This is a genomic window from Acinetobacter sp. P8-3-8 (assembly GCF_000214135.1).
Taxonomy (GTDB): Bacteria; Pseudomonadota; Gammaproteobacteria; order Pseudomonadales; family Moraxellaceae; genus Acinetobacter.
The window spans coordinates 20046-41221 of sequence record NZ_AFIE01000001.1 but is presented as its reverse complement, the minus strand read 5'-3'; the positions used below and the strand labels follow the sequence as shown (position 1 = coordinate 41221).

At 37.0% G+C, this 21176-nt stretch carries 25 protein-coding genes; 11 read left to right on the top strand and 14 right to left on the bottom strand.

Annotated elements, in window-relative coordinates; all coding sequences use genetic code 11:
- Window positions 1–91 precede the first annotated feature (91 nt).
- The 9 genes from GGG_RS0100195 to GGG_RS0100155 all read right to left on the bottom strand — a co-directional run bounded on the left by GGG_RS0100195 (window position 92) and on the right by GGG_RS0100155 (window position 9313).
- A complete protein-coding gene (locus GGG_RS0100195; protein WP_010110918.1) occupies window positions 92–1981 on the bottom strand; it encodes a M48 family metalloprotease in 1890 nt (629 codons plus the stop codon).
- Between the two features lie 134 nt (window positions 1982–2115).
- Entirely contained in the window at window positions 2116–3660 is a 1545-nt protein-coding gene (gene purF, locus GGG_RS0100190) for an amidophosphoribosyltransferase (protein WP_010110917.1), read from the bottom strand.
- A gap of 24 nt (window positions 3661–3684) precedes the next feature.
- Entirely contained in the window at window positions 3685–4278 is a 594-nt protein-coding gene (locus tag GGG_RS0100185; protein WP_029574369.1) for a CvpA family protein, read from the bottom strand.
- Window positions 4279–4287: 9 nt separating this feature from the next.
- On the bottom strand, window positions 4288–5292 hold the full coding sequence (locus GGG_RS0100180) for a quinone-dependent dihydroorotate dehydrogenase (RefSeq protein ID WP_010110915.1): 1005 nt from the start codon (window positions 5290–5292) through the stop codon (window positions 4288–4290).
- 90 nt (window positions 5293–5382) lie between these two features.
- A complete protein-coding gene (gene gspM, locus GGG_RS0100175; RefSeq protein ID WP_010110913.1) occupies window positions 5383–5862 on the bottom strand; it encodes a type II secretion system protein GspM in 480 nt (159 codons plus the stop codon).
- On the bottom strand, window positions 5862–7004 hold the full coding sequence (gene gspL, locus GGG_RS0100170; protein ID WP_010110912.1) for a type II secretion system protein GspL: 1143 nt from the start codon (window positions 7002–7004) through the stop codon (window positions 5862–5864). Before gspL ends, gspM begins: the two co-directional genes overlap by 1 nt.
- Window positions 7005–7042: 38 nt before the next feature.
- On the bottom strand, window positions 7043–7498 hold the full coding sequence (locus GGG_RS0100165; protein WP_010110911.1) for a histidine phosphatase family protein: 456 nt from the start codon (window positions 7496–7498) through the stop codon (window positions 7043–7045).
- Window positions 7499–7591: 93 nt separating this feature from the next.
- On the bottom strand, window positions 7592–8665 hold the full coding sequence (locus GGG_RS0100160; protein ID WP_010110910.1) for an NAD(P)H-dependent glycerol-3-phosphate dehydrogenase: 1074 nt from the start codon (window positions 8663–8665) through the stop codon (window positions 7592–7594).
- Between the two features lie 72 nt (window positions 8666–8737).
- Window positions 8738–9313, bottom strand: coding sequence for a nitroreductase family protein (locus GGG_RS0100155; RefSeq protein ID WP_010110909.1), 576 nt, complete (start codon window positions 9311–9313; stop codon window positions 8738–8740).
- Between the two features lie 238 nt (window positions 9314–9551).
- Here GGG_RS0100155 and GGG_RS0100150 point away from each other — a divergent pair, with 238 nt between their 5' ends.
- Complete coding sequence (locus GGG_RS0100150; RefSeq protein ID WP_010110908.1) at window positions 9552–9932, top strand: hypothetical protein; 381 nt, start codon at window positions 9552–9554, stop codon at window positions 9930–9932.
- Between the two features lie 79 nt (window positions 9933–10011).
- Here GGG_RS0100150 and rhlB read toward each other — a convergent pair whose 3' ends face one another.
- Both rhlB and GGG_RS0100140 read right to left on the bottom strand, forming a co-directional pair.
- Entirely contained in the window at window positions 10012–11163 is a 1152-nt protein-coding gene (gene rhlB, locus GGG_RS0100145; RefSeq protein ID WP_010110906.1) for an ATP-dependent RNA helicase RhlB, read from the bottom strand.
- A gap of 106 nt (window positions 11164–11269) precedes the next feature.
- Window positions 11270–11482: a cold-shock protein gene (locus GGG_RS0100140; protein WP_004822370.1), complete on the bottom strand. Its 213-nt coding sequence runs from the start codon at window positions 11480–11482 to the stop codon at window positions 11270–11272.
- 379 nt (window positions 11483–11861) lie between these two features.
- Here GGG_RS0100140 and GGG_RS0100135 point away from each other — a divergent pair, with 379 nt between their 5' ends.
- The 7 genes from GGG_RS0100135 to GGG_RS0100105 all read left to right on the top strand — a co-directional run bounded on the left by GGG_RS0100135 (window position 11862) and on the right by GGG_RS0100105 (window position 16171).
- A complete protein-coding gene (locus tag GGG_RS0100135; protein ID WP_029574368.1) occupies window positions 11862–12101 on the top strand; it encodes a sulfurtransferase TusA family protein in 240 nt (79 codons plus the stop codon).
- Between the two features lie 138 nt (window positions 12102–12239).
- On the top strand, window positions 12240–13109 hold the full coding sequence (gene rpoH, locus GGG_RS0100130; protein WP_010110901.1) for an RNA polymerase sigma factor RpoH: 870 nt from the start codon (window positions 12240–12242) through the stop codon (window positions 13107–13109).
- A gap of 147 nt (window positions 13110–13256) precedes the next feature.
- Window positions 13257–13622, top strand: coding sequence for a DUF423 domain-containing protein (locus GGG_RS0100125; RefSeq protein WP_010110900.1), 366 nt, complete (start codon window positions 13257–13259; stop codon window positions 13620–13622).
- 45 nt (window positions 13623–13667) lie between these two features.
- On the top strand, window positions 13668–13865 hold the full coding sequence (gene thiS, locus GGG_RS0100120) for a sulfur carrier protein ThiS (protein ID WP_010110899.1): 198 nt from the start codon (window positions 13668–13670) through the stop codon (window positions 13863–13865).
- Window positions 13866–13879: 14 nt separating this feature from the next.
- Window positions 13880–14665: a thiazole synthase gene (locus tag GGG_RS0100115; protein ID WP_010110898.1), complete on the top strand. Its 786-nt coding sequence runs from the start codon at window positions 13880–13882 to the stop codon at window positions 14663–14665.
- A 131-nt stretch (window positions 14666–14796) separates the two neighbouring features.
- On the top strand, window positions 14797–15459 hold the full coding sequence (locus tag GGG_RS0100110; protein ID WP_010110897.1) for a hypothetical protein: 663 nt from the start codon (window positions 14797–14799) through the stop codon (window positions 15457–15459).
- Window positions 15460–15490: 31 nt separating this feature from the next.
- The gene (locus GGG_RS0100105) at window positions 15491–16171 is read left to right on the top strand and encodes a hypothetical protein (protein WP_010110895.1); all 681 of its coding nucleotides are present in this window, start codon (window positions 15491–15493) and stop codon (window positions 16169–16171) included.
- Window positions 16172–16227: 56 nt separating this feature from the next.
- On the opposite strand, the gene GGG_RS0100100 is transcribed toward GGG_RS0100105, so the two are convergent.
- From GGG_RS0100100 to GGG_RS0100090, 3 genes are all read right to left on the bottom strand, one after another.
- The gene (locus GGG_RS0100100; protein WP_010110893.1) at window positions 16228–16548 is read right to left on the bottom strand and encodes a putative quinol monooxygenase; all 321 of its coding nucleotides are present in this window, start codon (window positions 16546–16548) and stop codon (window positions 16228–16230) included.
- Window positions 16549–16621: 73 nt separating this feature from the next.
- The gene (locus GGG_RS0100095) at window positions 16622–17203 is read right to left on the bottom strand and encodes an NAD(P)H-dependent oxidoreductase (RefSeq protein WP_010110892.1); all 582 of its coding nucleotides are present in this window, start codon (window positions 17201–17203) and stop codon (window positions 16622–16624) included.
- A gap of 259 nt (window positions 17204–17462) precedes the next feature.
- Window positions 17463–18074, bottom strand: coding sequence for a glutathione binding-like protein (locus tag GGG_RS0100090; protein ID WP_010110890.1), 612 nt, complete (start codon window positions 18072–18074; stop codon window positions 17463–17465).
- A 491-nt stretch (window positions 18075–18565) separates the two neighbouring features.
- On the opposite strand from GGG_RS0100090, the gene GGG_RS0100085 reads away from it, so the two are divergent.
- Genes GGG_RS0100085 through GGG_RS21270 form a run of 3 tightly spaced genes read left to right on the top strand, consistent with a single transcriptional unit; the run spans window position 18566 to window position 21149 of the window.
- Window positions 18566–19258 (top strand): response regulator transcription factor, encoded by a 693-nt coding sequence (locus GGG_RS0100085; protein ID WP_010110888.1) that lies wholly within the window; start codon window positions 18566–18568, stop codon window positions 19256–19258.
- On the top strand, window positions 19204–20532 hold the full coding sequence (locus GGG_RS19310; RefSeq protein WP_227500468.1) for a 7TM-DISM domain-containing protein: 1329 nt from the start codon (window positions 19204–19206) through the stop codon (window positions 20530–20532). The genes GGG_RS0100085 and GGG_RS19310 overlap by 55 nt, the downstream gene beginning before the upstream one ends.
- Window positions 20533–20537: 5 nt before the next feature.
- Window positions 20538–21149, top strand: a complete 612-nt coding sequence (locus GGG_RS21270) for a sensor histidine kinase (RefSeq protein ID WP_227500467.1) — start codon at window positions 20538–20540, stop codon at window positions 21147–21149.
- The last annotated feature ends 27 nt before the right edge of the window (window positions 21150–21176 follow it).

The window sequence follows — 21176 nt, the reverse complement described above, 5'->3', positions numbered from 1 at the left end:
AGTGGCTATTTTAACGCTGTTTTCATGGTTTTGCTGAGCTTCTCATAAGAAAATAGCCAAATGTTGTAAATTTATGCACGAACTCAACAAATCACATAATCATGACACTGTTTTTCTTATGCATTTGATCAACGATTTCAGCAGTTGTAAAACCAAAGCGCCAATACAACAGCTCTAAAACATCTAATTCATCTTGAGTGATAATCCGATCATTCCACAAACAAATCTCAGCTACACCCAAGATACTTAAACGATCTCGCAATAACAGCCCTGCAATATCATTTAAAATCTCCCCTAAATCTATCGGCTCATCAGAGATTTCTTCAAAAAGCTCTAACTCAGGTTTGGATAATACACGTTCTAAAATTTGATAACGTACTTCAAGCTGATTTGCGCTATTAATTTGCTGAACATGCAACAATGCATCAATTAAACGAACGATTTGTGGTTTCACCGTTTCTAATGATGAAGGTGTATGCATCGGAAGCAATTGTAATTCTGATTTCACACGCTCTATCAACAATGCATCAAGCAAGCCAATTTCACCATCTTCTTGAATAATTTTTGCGAGCTTAGTGACAAATTGCCGAGCACTGGTTGCAGGCATATTGCCTAAATTTTCACATGCATCATGGAAAATCTGAATATAGAAACGCCCATCTATATTTAAAAGTGAATCGACAATCGCTCGACTGACTTCTGCATTGGAAGGAATAAATTCACGATATTGGCGAATCATCAAAATCGCCACCATCACTTCCCTTGAACCTGTTGCGGTTTGCATCGCCCTTTGGATCAAATCAGGACGTTCAATTTGCCGACGCACTTCAGGATTCAAAGGTTTAATCGCATCATTTAAAGCAAAACTAATCGGAGATAATCGCAATAACGGCAGTGGTTGTGGTGAAACCCATGGGTTATACACTTCACTGCTGGCTTCTTCCAAAGGTCGTAATAAACTAAATAACGGCTGGCTACGCAATTTTTTTAAATTTTCAAGCTGTAAATCTTGCAATAAAGTCGGATTAAGTTCGTAAATTCTATCTTCAATACTTGGATGAATATTCAACCAACTTTGCTGACTTAAGGAATTGGCAAAACACATGTGTGCAATAGCTTCCGAATATTCACTATGGATTTGTGAACCCGCATGATGCACATAAATACGTAGTAAAGTTTGCACATTGGCATTATTTAGCAGCAATCTTTTGGTTTTATAATCATTATAAAAAGTACGACCACCGAGAATAAAATACTTGGTTAAACGATTAACCAAAATTCCCATACTTCCAATGAGCCAAATAACACCACCTACAGCAACAAAACTGGTTTCAAATTTATGTCGTGCATTATTTGAATAACGATTATAGCCCTGCTTTGCAATCTTACTTCCCAACTGACTAAAGGTGGTTAAACCGCTATATAAAATTTTCAGTCGCGTATTTTCTTTCGCTTCACCAGACAAAATTTGATTGAACTCATGCCCCAATAATCCATAAAGTTCTAATTCATCTAAATTCTGCAATGCACCCCAAGTCAAAATAATCACCGTATCACGAGGGTGAAAACCTGCTGTAAGCGCATTTACCCCTACTTCATCGGGCAATACATACAGTGTGGGTGGTTCAATTTCAAAAGTTTTCGCCAATTTATCTGCGAGTTTTAGTGCCACACTTTCTTCAGGTGTGCTTTCAATTTGACTTAAACGGCGAGCTCTTAATTGTTTTGCTAAAGAGTGCCCACCTGAACGAAACACATAAAACTCATAGGCTATCGACCAGCCAATCACAGTCAACAACAAACCGACAAAATAAGGACTTAGGCTATGCCAAAAAATAGATTGTTCAGGTTCAAAGTAATGAATCAATAAACCAAGAACAGTATTGAGAATAAAGATCGCCAAAATGACCGCGAGCAAACAAATACTTGCAGTCCATAATATATTCTTGTTTTTAATCAAATAATGATTGACATCTTTCAATGTAAATTTCCTCATTACATTGCTAAACAATCATAAATGAAAAAAGCAGGAAATACCCGCTTTTTCAAAATGCTTTTTATTCAGACCAAACTAAAGCATGCACAAAACACACTTTAGCCTGTTGAATCATTCAATTACATTTCTTCTTTAATACCGCTTAAATCAACAGATGCAGCATCGATATTGACGTCAATATAACCATCTTTTTCCTTTTTCGCAGTATCGCTACGACTTTGTTCAAGATCCGTTAAATATTGTTCATCAATATCGCCAGTCACATAAACACCATCAAATACAGAACAATCAAATTCTTGCACTTCAGGAATTTTCTTAGTACGTACAGCAGCAATTAAATCATCCAAATCTTGGAAAATTAAACGATCTGCGCCAATAATTTCTTGAATTTCATCCACGCTACGATGTGATGCAATCAATTCAGCTTTGGCTGGCATATCAATACCATAGACGTTCGGATATTTCACCATAGGCGCTGCTGATGCGAAATACACTTTTTTTGCACCTGCATCACGCGCCATTTGAATGATTTCATTACAGGTTGTACCACGTACAATCGAATCATCCACCAGTAAAACATTTTTACCCTTAAACTCAAGCTCTACAGGGTTCAACTTTTGACGTACTGATTTTTTACGTTGTTGCTGACCTGGCATAATGAAGGTACGACCGATATAACGGTTTTTCATAAAGCCTTCACGGAATTTAACCCCGAGAATATTTGCCAACTCTAAAGCTGATGTACGACTGGTATCTGGAATTGGAATCACAACATCAATATCATGCTGCTCACCCCATTCACGCAAAATTTTATGCGCCAAAGTTTCGCCCATTTTCAAACGTGCTTTGTACACAGAAATACCATCAATCGTTGCATCTGGACGTGCAAAATAAACATATTCAAAAATACATGGGCGATAACGTGAGTTTTCAGCGCATTGTTGCGAAAAGAAATTACCATCTGCATCGATAAAAATCGCTTCACCCGGTGCAACATCACGTTCAACTTTAAAACCAAGTGCAGTGATTGCCACAGATTCAGAAGCGATCACATATTCTTTTTCGCCATTTTCAGTAATACGTGAACCATAAATCAATGGGCGAATACCATTTGGATCACGGAAACCGACCAAACCATGTCCAGTAATCATTGCAACCACACCATAAGCACCTTTACAGCGCTCATGTACACGTTTTACCGTATGAAAAATATCTTCTGGTGTTGGCGTTAATGATGCTGATTTTTGCAATTCATGTGCAAAAACATTCAGCAATACTTCCGAATCAGAATCCGTATTCATGTGACGTAAATCAGTTTTGAATAGGTCATCATGGATATCAGCAGCATTGGTCAAGTTACCATTATGCGCTAAGGTGATTCCATAAGGAGAGTTTACGTAAAACGGTTGTGCTTCGGCACTGCTTGACGAACCCGCTGTAGGATAACGCACATGGCCAATACCATAGTTACCTAGCAAGGCACGCATGTGACGGGTATGAAATACATCTCGCACCATACCATTGTCTTTTCTTAAAAACAGCCGCCCGTTATGGCAAGTTACGATCCCAGCTGCATCCTGCCCGCGATGTTGTAACATCGTCAAAGCATCAAATAACATTTGGTTCACAGGTGATTTACCGGCTATACCAACGACTCCACACATAACTACCTCGCAGACCAGCTAGGACTAATAAAACGGATTCTTTGTTGAATGTGCTGATTGATCATCATTTTTCAGTTTTGATGATGAATCAGACTCACCCACAGAAGTATCATCAGGACGATCTTCTGAATGTATATGATGCAATGCTTCATTGGCTGCATCTTTTGAAATTTCAGATGCTAAAGGCGCAAATGGCAATAAAGTTTGGATAACTTTGGATTGTTTCCACGTTGGAGAACTTTCAACCCAAGGCCCAATTCCCTGCATAGTAATGAGGACGATGAACAAACCTTTCAAGGTACCTAATGCACTACCTGCTAAACGATTCAATGGGCCAAGTTTTAAAGTTTTTAAAATTGAGTTCAGTAATGCTGTCACAACCCATGTTAAAACAATGATCACCAAGACAATAAATGCAAATGCTGCAATTTTTTGCACCACAGGATCTTGACTGAGTGCAGACATGGAGGGTGCGATGATATTTGCATATTTTGCACCAACAATCAGTGCAAATATCCATCCTATCAAGTTCGCAAAGGCTTTAACAAATCCTTGTCGCAAACCGTTTAGCCCTCCAATGAGCAATATAATCAGTAAGATAATGTCTAAGGTGTTCATGTTCATGTTTTATGTCATAGCATTTACACAATCTTGAATTAAAGTAGGACCTGTATAGATCATACCACTATAAATCTGAACTAAAGTGGCACCTGCTTGTTGTTTTGCAACAGCATGTTCGCCTGCTAAAATACCACCGACACCAATGAGCGGTACTTCACCTTTCAATTGTTTTGCAAATTCAGCCAAACATGCTGTACTTTTCTCAAATACTGGCGCACCAGATAAACCACCCGCTTCATCACCAAAGGCTAAACCTTCAACGCCTTCACGCGACAACGTTGTATTGGTGACAATAAGACCATCAATTTTAAATTGTATGAGCTGTGATGCAATAAATTGAATATCTGATTGCTCAAGATCGGGCGCAACCTTTAACACCAAAGGCACATAATGCTGATGTTCTTCAGCAAGTTCGAGTTGACGTTTCTTTAAAGTTTCGAGCAATTCTGTTAATGCATGACCACTTTGTAGTGAACGCAAATTTTTAGTATTCGGTGAAGAGATGTTGACCGTAATATAAGAAGCGTAATTATATACTTTTTCTAAGCAGATTAGATAATCAGAAACCGCATCCTCAACAGCCGTTGTCGCATTTTTTCCAATGTTTATTCCTAGAATGCCTTTAAATTTAGAGGCTTTAACATTCTCAACCAATTGATCCACACCGTCATTATTAAAACCCATACGGTTAATAATGGCTTTTGCTTGAGGAATACGGAACAGTCTAGGCTTAGGATTGCCCTCTTGCGGTTTTGGTGTAATTGTACCGATTTCGATAAAACCAAAACCCAAAGCAGCCAAGGCATCGATATATGCACCATTTTTATCCAAACCCGCCGCCAAACCAACTGGGTTTGGAAACTCAATCCCCATACAAGTGACTGGTTTTGCAATCACAGGATGGCGTATCGCACCCATTTTATGGGCTGATTTAAGCATGGATAAGGTGAGTTCATGTGCACGCTCTGGTGCTAAAGAAAATAACAAAGGGCGAGCAAGTGAATACAACATATCTATAAAAGTCTACTGCTTTTTAAGTTGCCACATTATAGGCACAGTAGCTTGAAAAGGCTATGCTTGAAGCATGTTTATTTTCATTGCTTATTGTACTGTCGCTGTTAATTTAATCTGAGCACCATCTTTCACCAATTCCAACTTTTCAAGACTCACACCCATTTGTGCAGCTTGGGTCAAGAAATTAGCCAAAACAGCATAATTTTGATGTTGCGCCACGATTTGCAATTGCTCACCCACCTGCTGTGATGCAACAGAAAGGCCTTGCTGCTGTGCCACTCTTTGAATTTTATCTGACGTGGTTAATGCCAAATCATCCGTTGGTTTCATGCTAACCACGTTACTTTGCATCCACACCACAAGATCTTTCATTTCATTTAAGCGAACTTGCTGTTTTTCCGCAGCTTTATGCATAAACCACAAAGCCGAACCCACGGCAGCAACAATGACAAAAACCGTGGTAAAAATTACCATCACTTTTTCACGCGAAGACATTTTATCCAAATGATCTGAAATTTTCTCAGACCATGCATCTAAGCGATTTTGTACGTTTTCCATTGTTTTCATTATTGTATTTTCACCAAACCTATAACGCTTGAACCTTGAGTTTGTACATTCCCCAATTCAGCTTTAAAGCCCTGTTCATTCAATTGTTTGACTAAAACTTGTAGTGAATCTGAAGATTTTGCAACTAAATCCATATTCAAAATCGCACTATCATAATTCACACGATTGGCAATAATTTGATGTTGCATCAAAATTGGCCCGACACGACTGAGTAATTGTAAAGCTTGCGTATTTGCTGCCTGACTCAATGCTAATTTATTTTTAAACTGACGCTCAACAGATTCTTCCGTGATCCGCTGTTCATTTGGAAACCATTTTTTGTATTGGTCTACAGCGATTAATGCTGTTTGATCTGCTACTTTTTTCAGTTTAAACCAACGCAATGCATCATAACTCAGCTGCGTCACGATCAAAGCAACCAGTAAGATCGCACATGCCTGCCAATAGCGTGAAACACCCGTATTTTCCTGCTTCGCTTTAGGAAGCACATTATAAGGATGTTGTTTTGGTTTTTTAATTTCAACAAATTGATCATTAAATTCATCACGACGATCAGTTGTCGTCACCGCAAACAGGCTAACCGCTTGCTCGTCGGTTAATCCACTGTATTTATAGATTTTATTTGGATCTGCGAAATCAAGATATAAACCTAAATCATCAATTGAATTACCCAAAAATTCATTTTCACGAACCAATAATTGACCATTGATATTGGCAAGAATACTTTGCCCAAGTTCTGGTACTGGTAAAATTAAAAAATCAGGCAACATTGAAACAATCTTGACTGGAATTAACGACAGTGAATGCTGCATCGTTGTTACAGCATATTGATTAATCCCAAGTACAGAAACTTGATCAGGTTGTTGGAAATGTGAAAAAACCTTCATTTGGTCTATTGGTAAAATCACATATTCTTCTAATAAGTATTTAAGACCATCTGTACCCAACTGTTTATATTGAGTTTTATTAAATTTCTGTTGAAGAATTTGCACTTCACGACTTGGAAAAAAAACAACCGCTTCTTCACCTTGGTAAAGTTTAATATCTTGAATTAACTGCTCCAGACTCGAAGATTTAGTCCAATCATCCCCTCTAGACCACTGCCAAACCCCATTGGCTTCAGGCATCCATAAGTACAACATCTATCGTATTCTGCCGTTCATTTATTTTGTTTATGCTTTTATACAGTTGGAATAAAGGCTTTGGTTTGTGTTGAAAGCCCATGAGCAATCACACTTTGTTCATATAATCGTGCTTCTGCCAAAGCAAAAGGATGAAAATGCTCTTGCGTTAATTGCTCTGCAATATGTGCAACAACGTTCATATGACACACCACCACAATACTTTCAAATGGTAATTGTGACAACCACTCAATCGCAAGTTTTGCATCATCTTCAGGTTTTATTTTGTCACAGATCAGCACAGGAACATCTGGAAAATATTTTTGTATGTGTGCCAAAGTTTCTTGCGCTCTCAGCAAAGTACTCACCACAAATACATCTGGTTTAACATTACTCTTCACAAATTCAGCCGTTTGCTGTGCTTGTAAATGACCACGTTCCGTCAAAGGACGTTTACTGTCTACTCCATTGATCGGTGGAGCTGCTTCACCATGACGCACTAAGGTCAGTTGCATAAGATTTCCCTATTTTATATTGCACTGATTATAACGATGCTTTATGACAAATCCATCGTTATCATTCAGAATACACACGACTTTTTATATATTTCACACTTCGTTGTGCGGTAGCACAAACTCAACATCGCTACGATGACCATTTTTCATTAAAGATACTGCAATATTTAATGGTGGTGCGCCCTCAAAAATCACTTCATACAAAGCTGTTGTGATTGGCATATACACATCCAGCTCTTTGGCACGTGCATTCACTTGGATAATGGTATTGATCCCTTCCGCAGTTTGTCCAAGTTCAGTGGTCGCTTGTTCCAATGTTTTACCCGAACCCAAAGCAAAACCAACTTGATAATTACGACTTAGTGGACTATTACAGGTTGCGAATAAATCACCTACACCAGATAAACCCAAGAAAGTCAGTGGATTTGCTCCAAGCTTCACCGCAAAACGACTCATTTCAGCTAAAGCACGCGTTAGGATCATACTCTTGGTATTTTCACCTACTTTATAAGCGGCAGCCATTCCCATAGCCACGGCATAAATATTTTTCAGTGCACCGCCTAATTCAACACCGTGTACATCATCACTTGCAAATACACGAAATAAAGCACTGTGTAACGCCTGTTGCACAGCATAGCGAACCAATTCAGATTCACTTGCAATCACAGTGCCAGCAGGCTGCCCTGCAACAATTTCTTTGGCTAAATTCGGCCCAGAAAGTACACCATACGGTACTTCTGGTAATTCTTCATGAATAATATCACTCATGAAACTAAACGTTTTTGCTTCAATCCCCTTAGTTAATGAAACCACAGCTTGAGCGGTAATAAATGGTTTAATTTGACGCAAAACATCTCGGAACGAATGACTTGGAATCGCCACAAAAATAATATCACGATCGCAAACTGCTTTTTCTAAATTAGATTCAGCACGTAAACCAGATTCTAATTGAAAATCAGGTAAGTAGCGTTTATTGATATGAGTTGCATTAATTTCAGCAGCAATCGCTTCATCACGAATCCAAATCATGGTGTCACAACCATTACGCACAGCCGTATTCGCCATTGCTGTACCGAAACTACCACCACCTAAAACTGTCACTCTTAGTGCAGTTTTCTGATCGACAGCAACAGGCTCAACCAAATCTTTAAATTGTAAATCTGACATTATTGTTATCCTAAGGATTCAATTTTTTTAAATATAATGTTTAAAATAGAAGTCATACTATTTGGCACATATTTAGATATGCCAAAACTGAACATATTGATTAATATCAATTTCAGCACGCGGTGCGATTTCTTTTGCAGCCGTACCGACATAAATAATCCCTGAAATTAAATCTCGCTCAGCCAAGCCCAATGCTGATTTCAATAGTTTCGACTCCACGACAGCCCCACTACGCCACATGGTTGAAAAACCTTGAGCTTGTAATGACAACAAAAGATTTTCAATTGCAGCACCTGAACTTAAAGTTTGCTCAAAAAGAGGAACTTTGGGATGATCTTGGAATCGAGTGACTGCAAGAACCAATAAGGGCGCTCGAAAAGGATGATTTTTTACACGATCAATTTGTACAGGATCTAATTCACCTAAGTCTGCAACAGCATTTGTCAATAATTCACCAAAAGCCAAACGTTGCTCACCTTCAATCACAATGAATTGAGTCGGTTTAAGACGATGATGATCAGGGGCAGCCAAAGCTGCTTGAAATGCAATATTGAGCTGCTCATGTGTAGGTGCTGGCTCAACGAGCTGTCCGATCGATTGACGTTGATGGATATTGTCATGCACCGCTTTAAAGTTCGAATCCGACATTGACCTTCCTATCACCCATTCAAATTAATTCATCTGCAAGATTAGCATAATCTAAAATCATTAGGCTATCTCAGCCGAGATTTACTTGTGGAATGACCTCGCTTTTTCACATTGCAACCATATAAAAACGCAAATTTTATACATGATTTTCAATATTTAGCGCAATGTGTGTGTTTCAATAAATGTCGCTTGAGTTATTTATGAATAACTATTTTTAAGATTGAATTTGGGAATGAATATGAAAAAATTATCAGTAATTCTTACTTTATCTACAGCTGCATTATTTTTAACGGCTTGTGCTTCAAATCCTACACAAAGCTTAGCTATTCAAAAAGCAGACAATCAATATGAAGTGACTGGTTTAGGTAAAACCCAAATTATTGCAAAGAATAATGCTGTGAATGCTGCCAATAAAACTTGTGGCAAAAAAACCACTCCCGTTGTAAGCAATGAGAAAACGGATTACAACGGTGCTTTAAAAGGGGTTGTGGATGAAGAAACTGGAAAAATGATCACCGCAGCAGCTGGTGTTTTAGGTTCAGTGATGGGTAAAAGTAATGCCATCGAAAAAGATACAGACTATCAAACAACACTAACCTTTAGCTGTAAAGCAAACTAATTGAATCAATTGTTATTGATTTAAAAATCCCCTCATTTGAGGGGATTTTTTTAATTTGATGTTTTAAAACGCAATAACATTAACAATAACCATCTAATCGAGTTAATGGTAATTTTTGACCAATTGCTTTTTCGATTTCTGGTAAATAAAAGGCGTCATCTTCTGATAAGAAACTAATACTTACCCCTTGTGTACCTGCACGACCAGTACGACCAATTCGATGTACATAATCATCAGACTGCTCTGGTAAAGTGAAATTCACAACATGTGATACACCATCCACATGAATCCCACGACCTGCAACATCTGTTGCAATCATAATATTGTGTTGACCATTTTTAAATTGATCCAACATTTTCAAACGCTTATCTTGTGCAATTTCACCAGATAGCATAACCACTTTATAGCCATCTGCTTTTAAATGATCATACAATTTACGTACTTGGTCACGGCGATTGGCAAAAATCATGACTTTTTCAATCGGCTCATCCGCTAAAATTTGACGTAATAACTTATATTTATCTTTCTTTTCTACCACATAAACACGTTGTTCTACGTCGGCATTGGTTTTTTTCTCAGGCTCAATTTCTACAGTAACAGGTTCAAACAACCATTGCTGAGCAAGATTTAAAACATCATAACTAAACGTTGCAGAGAACATTAAAGTTTGGCGTTGTTCTTTACGTGGTGAAAATCTTACGATACGTTTTACCGACGGGATAAAGCCCATATCGAGTAAACGATCAGCTTCATCAATCACCAAAAATTCGATTTGATCTAACCAAACTTCTTTTTGCTCAGTAAAATCAATTAAGCGACCCGGTGTTGCCACAATAATGTCGACAAAATTCTGATTGAGTTGCTTCTTCTGTTTATCAAAATCCACCCCACCGACCAATGTCACCACATTCAAATTGCTAAATTTCACCAAATCTTTGGCATCATTTTCAATTTGAATTGCAAGTTCACGTGTAGGCGCCAGAATAAGGGCGCGAGGTTCGCCACGAAAGCGTTGTTCTTTTATAGGATTATTGAGCAAATCATTGATAATACTGACAAGAAATGCTGCAGTTTTACCCGTGCCTGTTTGGGCACGCCCAATTGCATCATGACCCGCTAAAGTATATTTCAACACTTTTTGCTGAATCGGGGTCATTTCTTTAAACCCTAAAGCATCAATCGCTTGTTTAAGTTGCGGATGTAAATTAAGGGTTTCGAAACCTGATGACATAAATAGGAGCTCTAACTGTAGGCATTTTGAATTGCGACCATTATAAACAAAAAACGCCCCAATTTATCAAAAATTGGAGCGCCACTTAAATTTTAAAAATTTAAGATTAGTCTAAAGGCTGAACTTCTTCAGCTTGAAAACCTTTTTGACCTTGAACAACACTGAATTCAACGCGTTGACCGTCACGAAGTGAACGATGACCGTCACCTTGAATAGCACGGAAATGAACGAAAACGTCATCACCGCCTGCGCGTTGGATAAAGCCGAAGCCTTTAGTGTCGTTGAACCATTTAACTACGCCTTGTTCACGAGCTGTCATAAGTTAATCCTCAGTTATTAAGAAAAAGGGACCACCCGGTGTTGCAAACAGCAGAGCAAACAAAGTTTTAAAATATTTTGTAATTTCAAAGCTTGTAATCATTCTGTAAAACTATTAACAAAATCCCGGTTACATCCATTTGTAATAGGGTCTAAAACAACAATTGTTTCTGATAAATCCCAAATACGCAACGAGCTTAACATGGGTTAATCACAATTAATAGAATTTTTTTAGATAAATATGCCCTATTTTTTGCTTATTTTTTAAACCCCTTCGTTTTTTAGATTAAATTAATCAGTAATATGACAAATATGTTGGGTAGTTTTATGATTTTTGCTAGACTTGATGCACTTATATAATGATGTGTTTCAGAGCAAAGATGACGGATGCTTTAGGTCGAGTACCTATAGAAATAAATAGTATGGGTAAACCCTGCCCAATGCCTTTACTGATGTTGAAGCGTGCACTAAAGACGGCTGAAGAAAATCAGGTGTTTTTACTCAAATCATCTGATCCACATAGTGAAATTGATATTACCCGTTATTGCGCAATCAACCATTTGTCTTGTCAATTGACGCAACTTTCTGCAAATGAATTTCATTACTTAATTGAATCTTAATTATTTTCAATTAAAATTTAATTTTGCAAATTTGCATAAAATTTTACATTTCTATACCCAAATTTCCTTACTTATGTATGATATTCGAATTAAGATGAATACATCTGTATTAGAACGTAATTCCTATAAGGAGAACACATGAGTGACAGCAGCAATCAATTGATGCCCCTGTCCTTGTCTGCGCCTGGTGTAAATCTTGGTGCTTATATTAGCACTGTAAATCAGATTCCAATTTTGACGGCTGAACAAGAAAAAGAGTTAGCTGATCGTTATTATTATGATCAAGATTTAGATGCTGCAAAAATGTTAGTGATGTCACACTTACGTTTTGTGGTTCATATCGCCCGTAGCTATGCAGGTTATGGCTTACCTCAAGGAGATTTAATCCAAGAAGGTAACCTAGGCTTAATGAAAGCCGTTAAACGTTTTGATCCCAATATGGGTGTTCGTTTAGTGTCCTTTGCTGTGCATTGGATTAAAGCTGAAATTCATGAATATGTTATTCGAAACTGGCGTATTGTTAAAATCGCAACCACCAAAGCACAACGTAAACTATTCTTTAATTTACGTAGTCTAAAAAAATCAAGTAAGAAACTGACACTCGAAGAAGCAAAATCAATTGCCAATGATTTAAATGTGACTCCCGAACAAGTTTTGGAAATGGAAGGTCGTTTAACTGCTTATGATGCTGCTTTTGAAGCTCAAGGTGATGATGACGATGAAGGTTCAACCCATGTTGCTCCTGCACTTTATTTAGAAGATAACCGCTATGATCCTGCACGTTTAGTTGAAGAGGAGGACTATGAAAATCAAAGTACCTCTGCCCTGCATGATGCCATGGAACAGTTAGACGATCGTTCGCGTAATATTTTACAACGTCGTTGGTTAGATGATGATAAATCTACACTTCATGAACTTGCTGCTGAATATAATGTTTCCGCAGAACGTATCCGTCAGTTAGAAAAAAATGCGATGGATAAAATTAAAGTCGCGATGTCGTCTAACTAAATTTAAAACGTCAATCGTAGATAGATTTAATAAAAGGGCGAAATGCCCTTTTATTTTGCGCAAAGTTTGATTCTGTAAAGATTTAACCTTTAATCAAACTTTGAAATTGTGTTAAGGTTGTGCGCAAATTTATGCAGAGGGTTGGCTATGTGGATTGCAATTTCAGCCTTAAATTTAGCTATTGCTGTCATCTTAGGTGCATTTGGTGCACATGGTTTAAAAGCACGTGCAACGGAAGCTCAATTGGCATGGTGGCACACAGCAACAGACTATTTTTTCTATCATGCATTAGGTCTTTTGGCTTTAGCAATTCTCAGTAAAGTGATTCCACAACTCCCAATTAAAGCCAGCTTTTGGCTGATTCAGGTTGGAATTCTCTTTTTTTGTGGCTCACTCTATGTCATGGCACTGGGCTTACCACGTGGATTAGGCGCAATTACACCCATCGGTGGTGCTTTAATGATTGCAGGTTGGCTCATGCTGGCATGGAATGCGTTCAAATACGCAAAGTAAATATTCTAAAAAACATTATCATTTGCTCTATTGAATGGAATTTATATGCAAATTTTCTTAAATGGTGAATCACAAGAAACCACTTGCCAAAATCTTTTGCAACTTATTCAAGAACTTTCATTAGAAGGTAAACGATTTGCGGTTGAAATGAATGAAATGATCATTTCCAAAAGCAAGTTGGAACACACCCCTATTTCTGAAAAAGATCGTATTGAAATTATCCAAGCTGTCGGTGGCGGCTAATTCGGAGCTCTCTCATGCAAGATTCCCCTCTTATTATCGGTTCTCGTACTTTTCAATCACGCCTACTGGTGGGAACTGGCAAGTATAAAGACATGCAAGAAACCGATGCAGCAATTCAAGCCAGCGGTGCTGAAATTGTGACGGTTGCCATTCGCCGAGTGAATATTGGGCAAAATCCTGATCAACCCAATTTGTTGTCCGTCATTCCACCTGAAAAATATACAATATTGCCCAATACTGCGGGTTGTTTTGATGCCAATAGCGCAATACGCACCTGCATGTTGGCACGTGAATTACTCGATGGTCATAATTTGGTTAAACTTGAAGTTTTGGGTGATGAGAAAACGCTTTATCCGAATATAACAGCGACATTAGCAGCAGCACGTACTTTGATTGATGATGGCTTTGAAGTAATGGTCTATACCTCAGACGACCCTATTGTTGCTCAAGAGCTAGAAAGTATGGGCTGTGTGGCAATCATGCCTTTAGGTAGTTTGATTGGTTCTGGTTTAGGAATTTTAAACCCACATACCATTTCAATTATTAAAGAAAATGCCAAAGTTCCAGTGCTTGTCGACGCAGGCGTAGGCACTGCAAGTGATGCAGCAATCGCAATGGAATTGGGTTGTGATGGTGTGCTGATGAATACAGCCATTGCTGCTGCTCAAAACCCTGTACTGATGGCTTCTGCGATGAAAAAAGCCGTTGAAGCTGGCCGTGAAGCATACTTGGCGGGTCGCATGCCACGTAAACGTATGGCGAATGCCAGCTCACCTGAAACAGGTTATTTCTTCAAATAAGTGACTAAAGAATAAGTTATTGAAGATAATTTTTGAAGATTCTTAGCGCTTAGAATATTGAAAGGGTTTTTCGGAATCCTTTCATCATATCAATACATGTTAGAATCATAAAAAATTGATTGAGAAAGATCGTGATTAGAATAATAAATGTAACGCTGTTATGTACCGTTTATTCATCTATATGTTTTGCTAACCAACCCACTACAGCGCTACAAAAATTTGTACCTCAAAATTGGGAAATTATCTCTCAAACCCATGGTGATTTGAATGCAGATGGTCAAACCGATACAGCAATTATTATTCAACCTAAAAACACAAAAGTTCATAATCGAAGATTACTCATTTTAATTAACCAAAAAAATTCACTACAAATTAAACTTTCTAAGCAAATTCCCAATTGGACATATCGTGATGATGAAAACTGTATTGATGATGCGCTTTCTGGTGGTGGTGTGAGCATTAAAAATAGTGTCGTTGATATTGCTTTTGATGCGATGAATAGCTGCTCAAATTGGTACGGTGAATCATGGACATATCGTTTTAAATTTGATAATAGTCAATTTAAATTGATTGGCTTTGAATATTGGTTCGTTTACAAAACAGATGGTAAAAATAAAACTTATAGTGGAAATTTCTTAACTCAAAAATTAAAGACAACTCAAGGTAATGAATTTGATGACAATGTTAAGCCCCAAATTTCTTGGAAACCTTTAAAACCAATTTTGCCGAATACATTGGAAAAAATGACATTAAAAGACAGCCAAGATTTTCTAAAACAAATGATTCAACCATGAGAGGTTAAATTACATGATAAAACCAATATTCATGCTCATCTTAACATCAAGCTTTCTTCCTCATTTAGCTGTTGCAAATACTCAAGCAACAACTTATCAATCCTTTATTCCCAAAAACTGGAAAGTTCTAGAAAAAGTACAAGGTGATTTAAATCATGATCAGCAAGCAGATATGGCCTTGATCATCGAAGATACTGATTCTAAGAATATTATCCGTAATGAAAACTTGGGTAGCGCTGAGCTAAATACAAATAAGCGAAAACTATTGATTTTATTTAAAAATAATCAAGGCTACCGACTGGTTGCAACAAATGCTTATCTTCCACCTGAAGGCGACATAGAATCACCTTGTTTGGCCGATCCAATCGGCGAAAATGATCCATTGGAAATCAAAAATGGTCTGCTTAAAGTCAATTTACACTATTGGCTCAGTTGCGGTTCTTGGTATGTGACCAATCACAGTTATACATTTCGATATCAAGACCAAGCTTTTAAACTGATTGGATATGATCATAATGATTTTCATCGTGCTTCTGGTGCAATTACTGAACAAAGTATTAACTTTCTCACAGGAAAAATTAAAAATACTTCAGGTGCAAATGAGTTTGAAGAAAGTACACAACCTATAACAATAAAATGGGACAAACTGAAAAAAAGTTATTCACTTCAATTAGAACAAGTGAAATTTAATGAATATTATGAATTTAAATAAAAAATAGCCTCAAATGAGGCTATTTAAAACTGTGTGCGCGTTTTTTGAATAGGCAATTAAATAAAAAGACCTTTTTCTAAAATGCGTATTTTCACATCAGCAACATCATCTTTAACTTCAGTTTGATAAGCCTGCATATGTGCCGTTTGCATATGCGCATTTAAATGTTCAATACTTTCCCAGTGCTCAAGCATGGTGATCACATTAGCATCTTTGGCTTGAAAGCCTACGTCTAAATCTGCATCAACCAATAATTCATAACCATGACAACCCTGTTCTGCTAAAACCGTTGCTGTGATTTTTTCAAACGCGTTGATTACTTTTACTTTATGTTCTGGTCCTGCATGCACACGAATTTCAGCGATAATGGTTAACATCATAAATTCCTAAAATAAATTAAATCTTAAAACGAGCTAAAAAAACTGAACTCAATACTTGCTTCAATATTGTTTAAGCAAATACCTTGGTTAAATGGTCACGATATTGATCTTCGTAAAACGGCACATTCGGCTGCTTAATCACATCATTGGCAATAAAAGTATCTAAAGTTTGCATACCTAAAAACTGATTGGCTTTATGGAAAGGCAAATAAACACCATCTACACCCACACCATGGAAAAATTGTTCAGGATCATCAAAGGCCTGCATCGGTGCGTTCCAAGTCAAAGACAGCATATATTTTTTGCCATGAATCAAACCACCTGAACCATATTTTTTCTCGGCATCTGAACGTGTACGACCATCATTGGCATATAAACTGCCATGACCTTCGGTAAATACATCATCAATATATTTCTTCACAGTCCACGGCGCACCCATCCACCAACCTGGCATTTGGTAAATCACAACATCCGCCCAAAGATATTTTTGAACTTCTTCTTGGGCACTATAATCGCTATCAGCACGTGTCACTTGAACCGTGTGTCCAAGATCAGCTAAAACTGACTCAGCAAGAACGGTCAAAGTATCGTTTAACTCGCCATTTGAATGTGCAAAAGTTTTAGCGCCATTTACGATCAGGATGTTGCTCATTTTTAAACTGTCTCTATTTATCAATGGCGCAACTATATCGATTATTTTTATTGTTAAAAACGCAACCTCAAGCAAATGATTATTGCCTAAAAATCAAGAATAAGCTTTTTTATTTTCTTACCAATTTTTAAACTTTGACACAAAATGATTTTATTATAAAAAATGGAGCACGAAGCCCCATTCTTAAACAACTAAAAAGTCTAATTAAATCAAATCAATTAATACTTCTACTATCTCTTTTATACCAATTTTAAACGTTTTAAGGGATTAAACCTTCATCACGCATTGCGATTTGTACAGATTGGCGTTCCGCAACTTTATTACGTAAAGCGACAATATGGGTAAATGGTGTAAGGTCGTGGTGAATACTGTTCGACCAATTTGTTAATACAAATAAATACGCATCTGCTGGGCCAAAGCGATCATTCACCAAATAATCATATTCAGACTCACCTAGATAATCATCGATATATTTCAACATCTTATCTAGTGTTGCATAGCCACGTTGTTTTTCTTCTTCTGTTAAAGGCGGCCCAAAGAAAACTGCATATTCATCATGCAATTCAGAGTTTAAATAGCCTAGCCATTCCAAAACTTTAGCGCGACCTAAACCTGATGGAGGAATCAAATCTTGTTTAGGATCATGTTGTGCAATAAAAGGAAGCACAGCAACATTCTCAGTGAGCACCAAACCTGGATTGATTTCTAATGCAGGTACATAACCTTTTGGATTAATTTCGTAATAGTCTGCCCCTTTTTCTGTTTTATGGGTTTTTAAATTTACACGTTCTAAATCGAAATCAACATTAATTTCGTTGAGTAAAATATGGGCAGCTAAAGAACATGCACCTGGAGAATAATACAACTTCATATCTAATCCTTGTTATATGACTGTTTCAGTTTTAAATGGCTTATTGACCAATTTCAAGTTTTAAAACGTGAAAATTGCAAATAAGCGTAAATTTTATAAATAAGATACAACTTGAATATTCAATAAATTGAATCCTTTTTCAAGTCAAAGTTAGTTAGATTTGACTAAATGTTGTTTTAACATACACATCTTTAAGAATGATGAAAACCTTGTTTATGATTCAGCAAAAGTGAGCAATTCGCTATTTTCATTTATCGCATTTTAAAAGAATAAAATAGGCAAAATCATCATCCAAGAAATTGTTAAATTTTTCTCATAAATTAGACACATTACCGCTTTATTATCATTAAAATGCATTTAATTAGAACGTATTATCATAACATTTTTTAGAAAAACTTACGTTTAACCACAAAATACCTATTATCAGGTATAGATAAAATGACCAATACCTGAAAAGATATGGGTATAGACATTGATGAGTTTTCTACATTATGAACAACGAGTTAAGTTTACCTGTCCCAGTCATCATTGTAGAAGACGAACCTCTAATACAAAAAAGACTAACGGATATATTAGTCAATATTGGATATTCAATATCAGATTTATATTTTGCTCAAAATTTAGCGCAGGCCAATGAACAACTTCAACGGTATTCAGCATCATTCGCACTTGTGGACTTAGGTCTACCTGATGGAAGTGGCATTGATTTTATTGAAACCTTAAAGGATTACGATCCAACGATTACTATTCTTGTGATTTCAGCATGGAGTACTGAAGATTCTATTCTCAATGCTTTGAGTGCTGGTGCAACAGGTTATGTATTGAAAGAAAGAGATGATTTAGAAGTTTCATTGTCAATTCGAAGTGTATTACGTGGCGGTGCGCCTATTGATCCATTTATTGCCCAAAAAATTTTAAAACAATTACAATTTAATGAAAAAAGATCTGTTAATAAAAATTTAAGTGATTCAAAATTAACAAATAATAACGACGTTCTTTCGAAAAGAGAATTAGGAATTTTAGAACTCGTCGCACAAGGCTTAAGTAATAAAGAAATTGCGGATCAACTGACATTATCACGATACACGGTTGAATCTCATATTAAACATATTTATCGGAAACTTGCGGTATGCAACAGAGCCAAAGCAATCGACACAGCTCGAAATCTTGGAATACTCTATTAAAATTACAGTGTATTGTTTTTATCTGCATTTTTTGCAGTTTTATACAAAATGTATTTGCCGAAACATTATTAGAAACTAACTTTAATAATCATCTGAATCCGTGTAGTGCAGTCATCCTATCCACGCAAGTCGTTAAAGCCAATCAGAATTTAGCTCAAGTCCCTACACAAGGTTGGCAAAATGTTCAATTGCCCGATGATTGGGAAAGTCGTTGGCCAGATTATTCAGGTTCGGTATGGTATCGCATTATTTGGGAATATCAATGTCAGGATGACCAAGAACAACTTCCTGTCGCATTACTTATTGATCGAATTATTATTGCAGGGATTGTCTATAGCAATAATGAATTGATTTGGCATGATAAATCTTTAGTCAAACCCCTATCACGAAGCTGGAATATGCCTCGCTATTGGATTCTACCTTCAACCTCTTTAAATGAAGGCCGTAATGAAGTTTTAGTTAGAGTGGTCGGAGTCGCTTCACAACATTCAGGTTTAGGTGTGGTAAAACTTGGAAATGCAGAAAGTATCAGTAGTATGCATGAGCAACTCATGTTTGAACGCAGAACCCTTTATTTTATTAATTTACTGATTACTTTGGTTTTTGGAACAACCAGTTTTTTAATTTGGTTATTTAGGCGTCGTGAAGTTGCTTTTGGTTGGTTTGCGCTAAACTGTTTTTTTTGGTCATTGTTTATTTGTAATTTACTCATTATCGAACCATTCCCATTCACTGACAGTTTAATTCACTCTCGGCTCAATCTTATCTTTTTGGTGGCCTATGCCTATACCCTAAGCTTATTTTTATGGCGCTTTGCCAATGTTACTTTTGCAAATTTAGAAAAATTTTTGATTACCTTAACACTTATATTTGTCGTGGTTTTATTGGCTATCCCAGATCAATATCTCACCATAGCGCTAAACAGTGCTTTTTTCTCAAGTGTTGTTATTTTCATCCTGAATTGCTTCTTTATTCAATGGATCGCTTATAAAAAACGTAAGTTTGATGTCTATTTACTCGCTGCTGTTTTCTTCTTATTTATTATTATCGCTTGTCATGACCTACATTTAATACTAAATATACCTTTCACTGGAATGATGTGGACACCTTTTGCTGCGCCAATCACCAGTTTAGCAATTTCGTTCATTCTCGCATGGCGTATTTCAAAAAATATGCGTCACATCGAAAAATTTAATCGCACTTTAAAAGAAACCGTTGAAACTGTCTCTTTTGATTTAGAACAATCTTTAGAAAAAAACATCAACTTGAAATAGAAAATATGCGCTTACAAGAACGTTTAAATTTGGCACATGATTTACATGATGGCTTAGGGGGTTCAATCGTTCGTTCGATGATTTTATTGGAACATTCTGAAAAAGTTGAAAAACCTCAAGTATTGTCCATGTTTAAATTATTACGTAATGATTTACGGCAAGTCATTGATTCTGGTTCTAGTTTGGGTGCAAAGACTCCAGAAAGCCCGATATTGTGGGTCGCCCCCTTACGTCATCGCTTTGTACAGTTGTTTGAAGAAATGGATATTCAATCCTCTTGGATGCTTGCAAGCCATTGGAATACCATTCCTCATCCTCTGCACTGCTTAACCTTGTCACGCGTTGCGGAGGAAGCACTCACCAATATCGTGAAGCACAGTCATGCAACGAAAGTTGAAATTTCGCTAGTAGAAGATGAACAACACAGGCTGATTTTAGAAATTAAAGACAATGGTCAAGGGTTTATTGTCAATACAGTCCAAGAAGGATTACACGTTGGATTACAAAGCATGCAAGTGCGTGTTAAACGAATTGGTGGAGAGTTTTATATTCATTCAGAGGCAGGCTTAACTGTGATTCGTGCCGTCGTACCGCACAAGCTTCGAGGTGGTACATAAAAATCATTTGAATTTTATACAATAGAC